Source organism: Nocardia sp. NPDC003726 (assembly GCF_053586955.1).
Genome location: NZ_JBSFNF010000021.1, coordinates 114,281 through 126,294, shown reverse-complemented (window position 1 = coordinate 126,294; position 12,014 = coordinate 114,281). Strand labels below are relative to the sequence as shown.

General features: G+C 70.2%; 14 protein-coding genes. 9 read left to right on the top strand and 5 right to left on the bottom strand.

Annotated elements, in window-relative coordinates:
• Nucleotides 1-123: 123 nt before the first annotated feature.
• Together ACWDMM_RS25205 and ACWDMM_RS25200 are read left to right on the top strand one after the other, a co-directional pair.
• Complete coding sequence (locus tag ACWDMM_RS25205) at nt 124-903, top strand: purine-nucleoside phosphorylase (RefSeq protein WP_195080518.1); 780 nt, start codon at nt 124-126, stop codon at nt 901-903.
• Entirely contained in the window at nt 904-2,400 is a 1,497-nt protein-coding gene (locus ACWDMM_RS25200) for a phospho-sugar mutase (protein WP_449939839.1), read from the top strand.
• 12 nt (nt 2,401-2,412) lie between these two features.
• Here ACWDMM_RS25200 and upp read toward each other — a convergent pair whose 3' ends face one another.
• Entirely contained in the window at nt 2,413-3,036 is a 624-nt protein-coding gene (gene upp / locus ACWDMM_RS25195; RefSeq protein WP_357208754.1) for a uracil phosphoribosyltransferase, read from the bottom strand.
• A gap of 144 nt (nt 3,037-3,180) precedes the next feature.
• On the opposite strand from upp, the gene ACWDMM_RS25190 reads away from it, so the two are divergent.
• From ACWDMM_RS25190 to ACWDMM_RS25170, 5 genes are read left to right on the top strand one after another with little or no spacing between them, the layout of a single operon-like run.
• Nucleotides 3,181-3,501, top strand: a complete 321-nt coding sequence (locus ACWDMM_RS25190) for a hypothetical protein (protein ID WP_195080515.1) — start codon at nt 3,181-3,183, stop codon at nt 3,499-3,501.
• A 4-nt stretch (nt 3,502-3,505) separates the two neighbouring features.
• On the top strand, nt 3,506-4,615 hold the full coding sequence (locus ACWDMM_RS25185; protein ID WP_195080514.1) for a C40 family peptidase: 1,110 nt from the start codon (nt 3,506-3,508) through the stop codon (nt 4,613-4,615).
• Nucleotides 4,612-4,953 carry a hypothetical protein gene (locus tag ACWDMM_RS25180; protein WP_067803443.1) on the top strand — a complete coding sequence of 114 codons (342 nt, stop codon included), beginning with the start codon at nt 4,612-4,614 and terminating at the stop codon, nt 4,951-4,953. Before ACWDMM_RS25185 ends, ACWDMM_RS25180 begins: the two co-directional genes overlap by 4 nt.
• Nucleotides 4,950-5,297 carry a YbaB/EbfC family nucleoid-associated protein gene (locus tag ACWDMM_RS25175; protein WP_195080513.1) on the top strand — a complete coding sequence of 116 codons (348 nt, stop codon included), beginning with the start codon at nt 4,950-4,952 and terminating at the stop codon, nt 5,295-5,297. The genes ACWDMM_RS25180 and ACWDMM_RS25175 overlap by 4 nt, the downstream gene beginning before the upstream one ends.
• A 26-nt stretch (nt 5,298-5,323) precedes the next feature.
• Nucleotides 5,324-6,583 (top strand): primosomal protein, encoded by a 1,260-nt coding sequence (locus ACWDMM_RS25170; RefSeq protein WP_195080512.1) that lies wholly within the window; start codon nt 5,324-5,326, stop codon nt 6,581-6,583.
• Here the strand turns inward: ACWDMM_RS25170 and ACWDMM_RS25165 are convergent, their stop codons facing one another.
• From ACWDMM_RS25165 to ACWDMM_RS25150, 4 genes are all read right to left on the bottom strand, one after another.
• Nucleotides 6,584-7,240, bottom strand: coding sequence for a hypothetical protein (locus ACWDMM_RS25165; protein ID WP_195080511.1), 657 nt, complete (start codon nt 7,238-7,240; stop codon nt 6,584-6,586).
• A 158-nt stretch (nt 7,241-7,398) separates the two neighbouring features.
• Nucleotides 7,399-8,496, bottom strand: coding sequence for an adenosine deaminase (locus tag ACWDMM_RS25160; RefSeq protein WP_195080510.1), 1,098 nt, complete (start codon nt 8,494-8,496; stop codon nt 7,399-7,401).
• 463 nt (nt 8,497-8,959) lie between these two features.
• On the bottom strand, nt 8,960-10,249 hold the full coding sequence (locus ACWDMM_RS25155) for a thymidine phosphorylase (RefSeq protein WP_449939833.1): 1,290 nt from the start codon (nt 10,247-10,249) through the stop codon (nt 8,960-8,962).
• 240 nt (nt 10,250-10,489) lie between these two features.
• A complete protein-coding gene (locus ACWDMM_RS25150; protein ID WP_195080508.1) occupies nt 10,490-10,891 on the bottom strand; it encodes a cytidine deaminase in 402 nt (133 codons plus the stop codon).
• A 276-nt stretch (nt 10,892-11,167) separates the two neighbouring features.
• Here ACWDMM_RS25150 and sdhC point away from each other — a divergent pair, with 276 nt between their 5' ends.
• Both sdhC and ACWDMM_RS25140 read left to right on the top strand, forming a co-directional pair.
• Complete coding sequence (sdhC, locus tag ACWDMM_RS25145) at nt 11,168-11,566, top strand: succinate dehydrogenase, cytochrome b556 subunit (RefSeq protein WP_083863252.1); 399 nt, start codon at nt 11,168-11,170, stop codon at nt 11,564-11,566.
• A gap of 1 nt (nt 11,567) precedes the next feature.
• A complete protein-coding gene (locus ACWDMM_RS25140) occupies nt 11,568-11,999 on the top strand; it encodes a succinate dehydrogenase hydrophobic membrane anchor subunit (protein WP_067803455.1) in 432 nt (143 codons plus the stop codon).
• The last annotated feature ends 15 nt before the right edge of the window (nt 12,000-12,014 follow it).

Sequence of the window (12,014 nt, the reverse complement as noted above, 5' to 3'; positions counted from 1 at the left end):
CTCGCGTGTGCGCGGCCGCCGCGTACGCGACGAAGGAGCAAGCGGCGGTCGCGCACACGCGAGCCACAAAGGGGCCGCGAACACCCAGCGCCGCAGGCGCTGGAATCCACTATCGTGACGATCATGCTTGCCGAACAGGCCGCTGAGGCGATCGCCGAACGTACGGGAGTGTCACGTCACCGGATCGCGGTGGTGCTGGGATCCGGTTGGCAGGACGCGGCCGCGGAGATCGGGGCGCCGCGGGCGTCGGTGCCGATGCCGGAGCTGCCCGGTTTCGGGACGCCGACCGCACAGGGCCACGTCGGCGTGATCCATTCCGTTCAGGTGGACGACAACGACGTGCTGCTCCTGATGGGCCGCCAGCACCTCTACGAGGGATATCAGCCCGCCGATGTGGTGCACCCGGTGTCGGCGGCCGTGGCGGCGGGCGCGGAGATCGTCGTGCTGACCAACGCGGCGGGCGGTATCCGGTCCGGCCTTCGGGTGGGTGAGCCGGTGCTGATCAGCGACCATCTCAACTTGACCGGCCGCACGCCGCTGGCCGGCGCGACCTTCGTCGACCTGGTCGACGCCTGGGATCCGCAGTTGCGGGCGCTGGCCAGGGAGATCGATCCGAGCCTGACCGAGGGCGTCTACGCGGGCCTCACCGGGCCGCAGTACGAGACGCCCGCCGAGATCCGGATGCTTGGCACGATCGGCGCGGATCTGGTCGGCATGTCCACGGTGCTGGAGGCGATCGCCGCTCGCGCGCTCGGTGCGCGGCTGCTGGGTATCTCGCTGGTCACCAACTTGGCCGCGGGGGTGACGGGCGCGCATCTGTCCCATGCGGAGGTGCTCGCCGAAGGGCATGCCGCCGCGCCCCGGCTCGGCAAGCTGCTGCGCGGCGTGCTGGAACGGGTCTAGATGCTGCGCTTCGGCACGGCCGGCCTGCGCGGGCCGTTGCGCGACGGCCCGGACGGCATGAACGTCACCACGGTGAGCCGCGCGACGGCGGGGCTCGTGGCGTGGCTGCGTGACCGCTGCCTGGGCGGCGGCGCGGTGGTCGTCGGCCGCGACGCCAGGCACGGTTCCGCCGAGTTCGCCGTGGCGACCGCGGAGATCTTCGCCGCGGCGGGCTTCCCCGTGACGCTGCTGCCGCGTCCGCTGCCGACGCCCGTGGTCGCGTACGCGGTGCGTGAGCTGGGGGCGGTCGCGGGCGTGCAGATCACGGCCTCGCACAATCCGGCCACCGACAACGGCTACAAGGTCTACCTCGACGGCGGATCCCAGCTGATCGCCCCGGCCGACGCCGAGATCGAGCGCTGCATCGAGGCCGTCGCCGAGCCGATCGATCGCCTGCCGGTCACCCCTGCCGACGACGACGTGGTGCGCCGCTATCTGCGGCGCGTCGCCGAATTGCCCGCCTGGATCGGCGGACCGGGCGAGCGCGCGAACGTCCGGATCGCGCTCACCCCGCTGCACGGCGTCGGCGGCGAACTCGCCGTCGGAGCGCTCCGCGCGGCGGGATTCTCCGACATCCACGTGGTCCAGGAGCAGTTCGCACCGGATCCCGACTTCCCGACCGTCGCGTTCCCGAACCCGGAGGAACCCGGCGCGACCGACCTGCTGCTGGCGACGGCGGCTCGGGTCGGCGCCGACGTGGCGATCGCGCTGGACCCGGACGCGGACCGCTGCGCGGTGGGCGTTCCGGGGGCGGACGGCGCCTGGCGGATGCTGCGCGGCGACGAGACCGGTGTGCTGCTCGGCGACTGCGTGCTGCGCACCGCCCCGGACGGCGCGCTGGTGGCGACGACCATCGTGTCCTCGCGACTGCTGTCGAAGCTGGCCGCGGCGCGGGGCGGCCGCTACGCGGAGACGCTCACGGGATTCAAATGGCTGGCCCGCGCGGGCGACGGTTTGGTCTACGCCTACGAGGAGGCGATCGGCCACTGCGTCGACCCGGCGGCGGTCAGAGACAAGGACGGGATCTCCGCCGCCGTGCTGGCCGCGGACCTGGTGGCCCGGCTGAAGGCGGCGGGCCGCGACCTGAACGACGAACTCGACAACTACGCGGTGGAATTCGGCCTGCACGCGGGCGAGCAGGTGTCGTTGCGGCTGGCCTCCTCCGCCGAGGCGGCGGCCGCGGTCGAGCGGTTGCGGGCCGATCCGCCGGGCGAGATCGCCGGCGAGCCGATGGAGTACACCGATCAACTCCTGGTGCGGGGCCGCATGCGGACCGACGCGCTCGTCTTCCAGGGCGTTTCGTCCCGCGTGGTGGTCCGCCCTTCCGGCACCGAACCGAAGCTCAAGTGCTACTTGGAGGTGGTCGAACCGGTCGGCTCGCGTGCCGATCTCCCCGCCGCGCGAGCCGCCGCGCGCGAACGCCTCTCGGCGCTGCGCGAGTTCTGCCGGAAGTTCTGACCCGGAAACGCTTCAGCGCGGGCCGAATTGCCTGTCGCCCGCGTCGCCGAGGCCGGGCACGATATACGCGTTCTCGTTCAGGCCCGCGTCCACCACGGCGGTGACCAGCCGCACCGGCAGGCCCGAATCAGCCAGCGTCGCAATGCCTTCCGGGGCGGCGACCACGCACACCGCGGTGATGTCGGTGGCGCCGCGCGCCGCGAGCAGTTCGAGGGTGTGCCGCATGGAGCCGCCAGTGGCCAGCATCGGGTCGAGCACGAAGACCGGCAGTCCGGCGAGATCCGCGGGCAGCGATTCCATGTACGGCACCGGCAGGTGCGTGTCCTCGTCGCGGGCGATTCCGACGAATCCGATTCCGGCGTCCGGGATCAGCTCGGCGGCCGCGTCCACCATGCCGAGTCCGGCGCGCAGCACCGGAACCAGCAGCGGCGGGTGGGCCAGGCGGAAGCCTTCGGCGGGAGCGACCGGTGTGGCGATCTCGAAGCGCTCCACCTCCGCCTCGCGCAGCGCCTCGTAGATCAGGATTCCGGTCAGATCCCGCAGTGCGGCACGGAAAGCCGGATTCGGCGTACGCTCGTCCCGCATCGTGGTGAGCAGGGCGGCGACGAGTGGATGGTCCACGGTGTGGGTGCGCATGAGGGAACGATAAGGTCGGTCGCGGGCGCGCCGCCGGACGCCACCGAACTTTTTCTCGATGCGGCGGAACCGAAACGCAACCGCGCGCGTCGAACCAAGTGGATGACGTACTCTGCCTGGGAACAACAGATGGGGGAAGCTCTGATGCGAAAGATGTCGGCGGACACCGAAGGCATCGCTGCCTATGGCGCGACCGCCCACGTCATGGCCGGTGAGATGGCGGCGGCGGGGGTGAGCGCGGCGGCCGCCGAGCCCGCGTTGCTCGGGCCGATCATGGGCCTGATCGGCGGTGACTTCATGGCGGCCTACGCCGCGGCGCACGCCGGGCACGTCGCCTCCATCGGTCAGCTGTCGGCGGTGCTGACCAGCATGGGCGGCGCTGCCACCGGTGCTGCGGCCGTCCTCACCGAGACCGACGCCGCCCACGCGGGCGCGCTGCGGAGCGCGGCCGCCGAGCTGGAGTGAGCGCGTGATCGATGTCAACGCACTGGCCCAGCCGATCCTGGACCTGCTCGCCAGCTTCGGCAGCGGTGTGCTGCCCTCCGGCGGTCCCACCGACGCGCTGCGCAGCACCTCGACCGCGGTCGACCGGATCCATCAGATGGGCCGCGACAGCATCAACGGGATGAACGACGCGTGGGACGGCCGCGCCGCCGACGCTGCCACGGCGAAGGCGCTGCGGGTGCAGACCTCCGCGGCCACCATCTCCGATCGCGGCAACGAGATGGCCACGGTCGTGAACCAGGCCGCGGGCGAGGTCGAGACGGGCCAGAAAGAGCTCACCGATATCGCGCAGTCCTTCGTGAACACGGCGGCGAGCATGGGCCCGGTCCTGGCGACGCCGGAGGGGCTGACGGTGCTCGTCGGTTCGGCGATCGACCATCTCAACCAGGCGCTCACTGTCGTCGGCCGGGTGCAGAACGAGTTGCAGACGCACACCGCGTCGATGAACGACCTGACCCCGCCGCCGCCGACCCCCTCACTCGCCGGTGTGCCCGCCGCGGGCGTGCAGCAAGCGGCGTCCGCCGCCTCCGGCGTGCTCAACGGCGCGGGCTCGCTGCTGAGCACCGTGATGGCCACACCCACCCAGTCGCAGTCCACACGCAGTTCCCGCGGCACGCCGGGCACGTCGGGCACGCCTCGGCCCGACACGGGTTCGTCGGGGGCGCCCGACGACGGCAAGGGCGTGAAGATCACGCTGCCCGACGGCAGTGTCGTGGAGGCCCCCAACGAGCAGGCCGCCACGGCGGTCCGGTCGGCGATCGGCGCCGTCGGCACGCCCTACGTCTGGGGCGGCAACACCCCGGGCGCGGGATTGGATTGCAGCGGGCTCACCAAATACGCCTACGGCGAGGCGGGCGTCGACCTGCCCAGGCTCGCGTGCGACCAGGGCAACGGGGCAACACCGGTGTCGGCCGGTGACCTGATGCCGGGCGACCTCGCGATCTGGGACGGCCACGTGGCCATGGTGATCGGCAACGGACAGTTCGTCGAGGCGGGTGACCCGGTCCAGATCAGCTCGATTCGAACGGAGAACTCAGGCATGGACTTCTACGGTTTCTACAGGCCGACGGCATGACCCGACCACAAGTCCCCAATGTCACGGTGGCGGCGAGCAGCAACCGCTCGGGCACCATCTCGGTGCGCGCCACCGATCAGGGCATGCCGGTGGAGATCAAGTTCGAGCGCAGCGAATACCGCTACGGCGCACAGTCGCTCGCGAACGAGATCCTGCGGCTCACCCAGCGTTCCGCCATCGCGGCGCGGGCGCGGCGGCGCGAACTGCTCGCCGAGGCGGGCATGCCGTCGGACATCCTCGACCGGCTCGGCCTGCCCACCCGCCAGCAGGCGGTCGACGAGCTGGACCGGATCGACGACGCGGACACGGGACCGACGAGCTGGATGAGGCCGGTATGAGTGCGGAAATGGACGCCCTGGTCGCGTCGGCCACCCAGAAACTGGAGGCGCTGGAAGCCGCGCTGTACGGGCTGAAGCAGGTGCGTGGGCGGTTCACCTCGCCGGACGGCGCGGTGAGCGTCGAGGTCAACAGCGACGGCGCGCTGGTCGGCCTGACCTTGGCGGAATCGGTCACCTCGCTGCCGCCCGCCGAGGTCGGGCAGCTGATCGTCTGGGCGTGCAGGCAGGCCGCCGAGGACGCCGGCGCGCAGCGGTCCAAGGTCGTTGCGACACTGAACGAGTCGTTCGTGCCCGCCGCGGCGCCGCCCGCGGGCACGAATGGGGGCGGGCCGGATAGTGCCTGACGCGGAAGGTCGATAGGCTTCCGCACATGGCTTCTGGAGACATCGTCCCGATCGAGCTCGGCCTGACCGACGGCGATCTCGTCACCCTGTGGGCACCGCGCTGGCGAGACGGTGACGACGAGTGGGAGGCGTTCCTCGGGCACGAGGACGCCCTCTACGGTTTCGAGTCCGTGGCGGAGCTGGCCGCATTCATCCGAACCAACGCCGACAACGACCTCGTGGACCATCCGGCCTGGAAGGTTGTCGCGGGTCTGTCGGCGGTCGAACTGGAGCCGGAGGAGAACTTCTCCTTCGATCTGGTCGCGGTGCCGGAGCTGGCGGCGGGCGAGCCCGACGTCGACACCGTCGCCGAGCTGGAGGACACGCTCAGCATGGTCCGCAACATCGGCGAGGTGTGCGAACTCGAGACGGTGACCAAGTTCTTCGGTTCGCATCCGGTGCTCGGCGCGCTGCCCGGCGGCGTCAACGCGTTCGTCGGTCGCGACGGCGAAGAGTTGTGGGACCAGATCGGCGCGGCCATCGCCAAGGGCTGGGACGACGTACTCGACGCCATCGACTCCGTGGTGCGGACGCCCGAGGTCGACGCCGAGGCGGTCGCGGTGGCCGAGGCGGAGTTGCTGGCCGCCGAGGAGAACGTGGTCGACGCCGACGACGCGGCCGACAGCGACGAGGACGAGGAGTTCGAGCCGGTCGACCTCGACGCAGAAGACGAGGACGACGACGAGGAAGACGAGGACGAGTCGTTCTGGCACGAGGTCGGCATCGACCCGGTCAAGATCATCACCTCGGAGGGCAGCGTCTTCACGCTGCGCTGTTACCTCGACGACGAGCCGATCTTCCTCGGCTCCAAGGGCTCGATCACCGTGTTCTCCTCCGAGCGCGCGCTGGCCCGCTACCTCGCCGACGACCACGAGCACGATCTGGCGCGCGTGAGCACCTTCGCCGACGTGCAGACCGCGGCGGTGGACGGCTCGCTGGAGGTCGAGGTCACCGACGAGAACGTCTACGTGCTGCCCGGCCTGGCCGAGGACCTGGCCGAAGGCCCGGAGGCGGTCGACATCGAACAGCTGGACCTGGCGGTCGAGCTGTTCACCGACGCCGCCGACTACGCCGACGACGACACGGTGGAACAGGCCCTGGCCCAATCCACCCCGCTGGGCTGGTATGTCTCCTACCTGCTCAATCCGGATCCCACCCGGTTGGCGCCCAACCCGCCGTTCACCGCCGAGGCCCAGGCGTGGCGGGAACTGGAACGCAACCTGGAGTCCCGGCTCGACAAGCAGTAACTAGGCCAGCCGGATCCAGACCTGCTCGGCCTGCCCGAGCAGGCGTTGGTCCGCGCCGTAGACGGCGGTCGAGGCCCAGCATTTGCGGCCCTGTTCGCCGTGGAATTCGCCCACCACGACGCAGCGCTCGTCGACCTGCGGAATGCCGTGCACGGTGGCGGTCATCGACCCGAGCAGCGCGGGACGTTCGAGCATGCCGGGCAGCGACCAGCCGCCGGGGCAGTCCATCGCGGCCCACAGCAGCGGCGGCCCCAGCGGCACGGTGGCGTCGGGCACCCACGGCGCGGCCACTCGGTGGTCATCGAGTCGGCCGGGTTCGATGCGCAGCCCGTCGGCCCGGCCGCTGCCGCAGACGAAGCAGGACGCGAACATCTCGATGCTCGTGTAGCTGCGCGTCGCCTCGACCGCGTCGTCGAACGCGACATGACGCGGGGCGTCGCGTTCGAGCTCGCCGCTCTTGGACTCGGCGATCAGCGTGTCTCCGTCGTAGAGCCGTTCGTCCCGCACGGCCAGCGGCGTCTCCAGCGGCGGCGGACTGCGCAGGATCACGGTGACGGTCTGCTCGTCGCGCTGGTCGGCGAGCAGACCGGCCACGTAACCGCCGTTGCCGGAGTCGGGCGGACCGTTGAACCGGCGGGGGATGCGCAAAGTCGCCATGATCGCCACGCTAGCGAACCGTTTGCCGACCGGGCTGCGGAACCTTACCGCCGACCGCTTCCGTAGCGAACCGGTTACCGGCCCGCTTGCGCGACCTCGCCGCCGGCCGGTTTCGTTGCCGCACGGTGATCCGCGACCGCCTCCGGCGCGCGTGTCCGCTATCCGATGAGCACCGCGTATCCAGGCTTGATGATGTCGTCGATGATCCGCAGCCGTTCGGGGAACGGGATGAACGCCGATTTCATGGCGTTGATGGTGAACCGTTCCAGGTCGCTCCAGCCATAGCCGAACGTCTCGACCAGCTTCAGCATCTCCTGGCTCATGCTGGTGTCGCTCATCAGCCGGTTGTCGGTGTTCACCGTGACGCGGAAACGCAGCCGGGCCAGCAGGTCGAACGGGTGCTTGTCCAGCGAGGGCACCGCGCCGGTCTGCACGTTCGACGACGGACACAGCTCCAGCGGGATGCGCATGTCCCTGACGTAGTTGGCGACCGGCCCGAGCTGTGCGTCCTCGATCGCACCGGGCACGCTGATGTCGTCGGTGATCCGCACGCCGTGGCCGAGCCGGTCGCAGCCGCAGAACGCGAGCGCCTCGTGGATGGACGGAAGACCGAATGCCTCGCCGGCGTGAATGGTGAAGTGCGCGCTGTTGGCGCGCATGTATTCGAACGCGTCCAGATGCCTGCTCGGCGGGTAACCGGCCTCCGCGCCCGCGATGTCGAAACCGCCCACCCCGCGATCGCGGAAACGCACCGCGAGCTCCGCGATCTCCCGGGAGCGCGCGGCATGCCGCATCGCGGTGAGCAGGCAGGTCACCACGATCGGATGGCCGCTCTCGGCGGCGGCCGCCTCGCCTTCGCGGAATCCGGCCAGCGTGTGCTCGACCACCTCGTCCAGCGTGAGTCCGCGCTCCAAGTGCTGTTCGGGGGCGAACCGGACCTCCGCGTAGACGACGCCGTCGGCGGCGAGGTCCTCGGCGCATTCGCGGGCGACCCGGCGCAGGCCCTCCGGGGTCTGCATCACCGCGACGGTGTGCGCGAAGGTTTCCAGGTACCGTTCCAGCGATCCGCTGTCGGCCGCGTCGCGGAACCAGGCCGCCAGCGACGCCTCGTCGTGGGCGGGTAGCTCCTGGTAGCCGCAGTGCGCGGCTAGTTCCAGCACCGTCGCGGGCCGCAGGCCACCGTCGAGGTGGTCGTGCAGCAGCGCCTTCGGCGCTTGGCGGATCGAGGCGAGGGTCAGAGGCATCGGTCCAGTCATGTAACGACGGTAGCCGCAGCGCGCCGAAACGGCAGCCGACTCGGGTGGTAACCACCATCTCGTTGCCCGCCGGATGCGGGCCGGTCCACAACCGGACACCGCCCGGTCCTGCCTCACACCACCGGCCCCAACACGCCCGCGCGAACGCGTGCGGCCGCCACCAGGCGGCGGGCGGCACGCTTCGGCGCCGAATCGTACGGCGAGCGCGGTGCTCCGAACACTCCCTCGCGCGTGAAGTCTGACTCTCGCCGCACGGACGAGCTTCCGTGCAGCCGTGGTTGAGAGACGCCCTCATCGGCCCCGCGCTGCTGCGCCTCGAACGCGAGTACGGCAAGGCCGCTGGTGCGTGCGACGGTCGCAGACCCGCAATGCCCGGGCGATGCTCGGCGGCCGCAGGGTCAGCGCGGAGGCAGAGACCGGCGAGCGATTCGGGACACCATTGCCCGCGACAACCCCGGATGACTCAGGACAAGATGCGGTCGAGAACCAACGAGTCCGGAGCGGACGCGGCATCGGTTCCGATCGTGACGGCGTCGCGTAAGGCCGCGATGGCCCCGGAAAACGCCTCGGGCGTATCGGTGTGCAACGTGAGCAGCGGCTGACCTGCCGTCACGGCGTCACCGGGCTTGGCGTGCATCTCGACACCCGCGCCGAACTGCACGGGATCGCCCTGACGCGCCCGGCCCGCACCGAGGCGCCAGGCGGCGATGCCGACGCTCAGCGCGTCGAGCCGGGTCAGCACGCCGTCGGCGTCGGCGCGCACGGTCTCGGTGTGCTTCGCGGTGGGCAGCTTCGCGTCCGGGTCGCCGCCCTGGGCGCGGATCATCGCGCGCCAGTGATCCATCGCCCTGCCGTCGGCCAGCGCGTCGGCGGGATCGGCGTCGAGACCGGCCAGCGCGACCATCTCACGAGCCAACGCGATAGTCAGCTCGACGACGTCGGCGGGGCCGCCGCCCGCGAGCACCTCCACCGATTCCGCGACTTCCAGGGCATTGCCCGCGGTGCGGCCGAGTGGGGTGTCCATGGCGGTGAGCAGGGCGATCGTCCGCACGCCCGCGTCGGCGCCGAGCTCGGCCATCGCGGTGGCCAGCTCGCGCGCCCCGTCAAGGGTCTTCAAGAAGGCGCCGGAGCCCACCTTGACGTCCAGCAACAGCGCAGCGGTGCCCTCGGCGATCTTCTTGCTCATGATCGAACTGGCGATCAGCGGGATCGACTCGACCGTGCCGGTGACGTCGCGCAACGCGTAGAGCCGCCGGTCCGCGGGCGCGAGGTCGGCGCCCGCCGCGCAGATCACCGCACCGATGCCGGGATCGGCCAGCAGCTCGCGCATCCGCGCCGCGGGCACGTCCGCCTGCCAGCCGGGAATCGATTCCAGCTTGTCGAGGGTGCCGCCGGTGTGCCCGAGACCGCGCCCGGACAACTGCGGCACCGCCGCGCCGCACGCCGCGACCAGCGGCGCGAGCGGCAGCGTGATCTTGTCGCCCACCCCGCCGGTGGAGTGCTTGTCCACGGTCGGGCGTGGCAGGCCGGTGAGGTCCATGCGCCGCCCGGAGGCGATCATCGCGGCGGTCCACCGCGCCGTCTCCCGCCGCGTCATCCCGCGCCAGACGATCGCCATGGCCAGCGCGGACATCTGCTCGTCGGCCACCGCGCCGCGGGTGAAGCCGTCGATCACCCAGTCGATCTGCGCGTCCGACAACTCGCCGCCGTCGCGCTTGGTGATGATGATCGAAACCGCGTCCAGTGCCGTCACGGTCGACAGTCTGGCACGGGCCGACGCGCGCCCGGGTTCTCGCCGATGGGACGAAACCACCATCCGGCACCTTTCCGGGCGCGCCGGACCCCGATCGGCCGGGTCGATCGCGCCGGGAGGCCCGCGGCCGCGAGTCGGGGCCAAGTCGATCTCGGTGTCGTGGCGGTCGATGCGGGGAGGCCCGCAGCCGCGAGCCAGGGGCACCACCGGCAGCAGCACACGCGTCGCCGGTGTACTCGCTCAGACCTGCCCGGCGTCCAAGTCGTCGGGACCGAACGCGTCCGGCAGCAGCGTGCGCAGCGGCACCGGCCCGGCCTTGTGGTCGACCAGGAGATCGGCCCCGCCGTGCTCGTGCAGCAATTGGCGGCAGCGCCCGCAGGGCATCAGGATTTCGCCGCGAGAATCCGTCACGGAGATCGCCCGCAGACGTCCCCCACCCCCCGAAATCAAGTTACCGATGAGTACACATTCGGCACACAGGCCCAAACCGTATGAGACATTTTCCACATTGCAACCGCTCACCACGCGGCCATCGGCACTGAGAGCCGCGGCGCCGACCGGAAACCGCGAGTACGGCGCATAGGCGTTGCGCATAACTTGAAACGCGCTGGCCCGCAATAATTTCCAGTCGATTTCCGGCAAAAACAACCCCTCTCGGACCGACCCGATCACGGCCGCGCGAAGGCCACGACGGAACCTCGCACCCATCAAGAAAGGTAAGCCTAACCCGATCCGGTGTCGCGCAACGCACGGTACGCCGAATTAGTTCCGGGATTGCTGGAGGATTAGAGTCCAGAACAGATCGGTTCAGGTTCCCTGCGACGGGCCGGAGTACAGCCACCTGGGCATTCGCCCGCCACGCCGTCGGCGTCGGACCTGCGACCGGGTCCATCAACGACGTTGGAGGCACCGCACTCTATGACCACGATTGAAGCTCCGGCCCAGCCGAAGCGGAAGACGCTGTACCGAGGCGACCCTGGCATGTGGTCGTGGGCGCTGCACCGGATCACCGGCGTCACCATCTTCTTCTTCCTCTTCGTCCACGTGCTGGACACCGCCCTGGTGCGCGTGAGCCCGGACACCTACAACGAAGCGATCGAGACCTACAAGACGCCCATCGTGGCGTTGATGGAGATGGGCCTGGTCGTCGTCGTCCTGTTCCACGCGCTCAACGGCGTCCGCGTGATCCTGGTGGACTTCTGGTCCAAGGGCCCGAAGTACCAGCGGCTGATGCTCTGGATCATTCTCGCGATCTGGTTCCTGCTGGCCGTTCCCGCGATCGGGCGCCAGTTCTTCTACCTGTTCACGGAGCACTGAAATGAGCGCACCTGTCATCGGTAAGTCCTATGACCGTCCGGCCAGCCTGGACCTGCCGCGCTCGCCGCGCGCGCGCTCGAGCAACAACTTCGAGAAGTACGCCTGGCTGTTCATGCGCTTCTCCGGCCTGCTGCTGATCGTGCTGGTACTCGGCCACATGGCGATCATGCTGCTGCTCGACGGCGGCGTGAAGCGGCTCAACTTCGCCTTCGTCGCGGGCCGCTGGTCCAGCCCGTTCTGGCAGTTCTGGGACCTGACCATGCTGTGGCTGGCCCAGCTGCACGGCGGCAACGGCCTGCGCACGGTCATCGACGACTACTCCCGCAAGGACTCGACCCGCTTCTGGCTCAAGACCCTGCTTGCCGTCTCGATGATCCTGATCATGGGCGTGGGCACCTACGTCATCTTCACCTTCGACCCCAACATCAGTTAGGAACAGGCCCCCTCG

Excerpts from the sequence above, each read along its gene's own strand:
- ACWDMM_RS25140 (WP_067803455.1), top strand. The coding sequence starts at position 11,568 with ATGAGCGCACCTGTCATCGGTAAGTCCTATGACCGTCCGGCCAGCCTG.
- sdhC (WP_083863252.1), top strand. The coding sequence starts at position 11,168 with ATGACCACGATTGAAGCTCCGGCCCAGCCGAAGCGGAAGACGCTGTAC.
- ACWDMM_RS25160 (WP_195080510.1), bottom strand. The coding sequence starts at position 8,496 with ATGACTGGACCGATGCCTCTGACCCTCGCCTCGATCCGCCAAGCGCCG.
- ACWDMM_RS25200 (WP_449939839.1), top strand. The coding sequence starts at position 904 with ATGCTGCGCTTCGGCACGGCCGGCCTGCGCGGGCCGTTGCGCGACGGC.
- ACWDMM_RS25190 (WP_195080515.1), top strand. The coding sequence starts at position 3,181 with ATGCGAAAGATGTCGGCGGACACCGAAGGCATCGCTGCCTATGGCGCG.
- upp (WP_357208754.1), bottom strand. The coding sequence starts at position 3,036 with ATGCGCACCCACACCGTGGACCATCCACTCGTCGCCGCCCTGCTCACC.
- ACWDMM_RS25205 (WP_195080518.1), top strand. The coding sequence starts at position 124 with ATGCTTGCCGAACAGGCCGCTGAGGCGATCGCCGAACGTACGGGAGTG.
- ACWDMM_RS25170 (WP_195080512.1), top strand. The coding sequence starts at position 5,324 with ATGGCTTCTGGAGACATCGTCCCGATCGAGCTCGGCCTGACCGACGGC.
- ACWDMM_RS25165 (WP_195080511.1), bottom strand. The coding sequence starts at position 7,240 with ATGGCGACTTTGCGCATCCCCCGCCGGTTCAACGGTCCGCCCGACTCC.
- ACWDMM_RS25175 (WP_195080513.1), top strand. The coding sequence starts at position 4,950 with ATGAGTGCGGAAATGGACGCCCTGGTCGCGTCGGCCACCCAGAAACTG.
- ACWDMM_RS25180 (WP_067803443.1), top strand. The coding sequence starts at position 4,612 with ATGACCCGACCACAAGTCCCCAATGTCACGGTGGCGGCGAGCAGCAAC.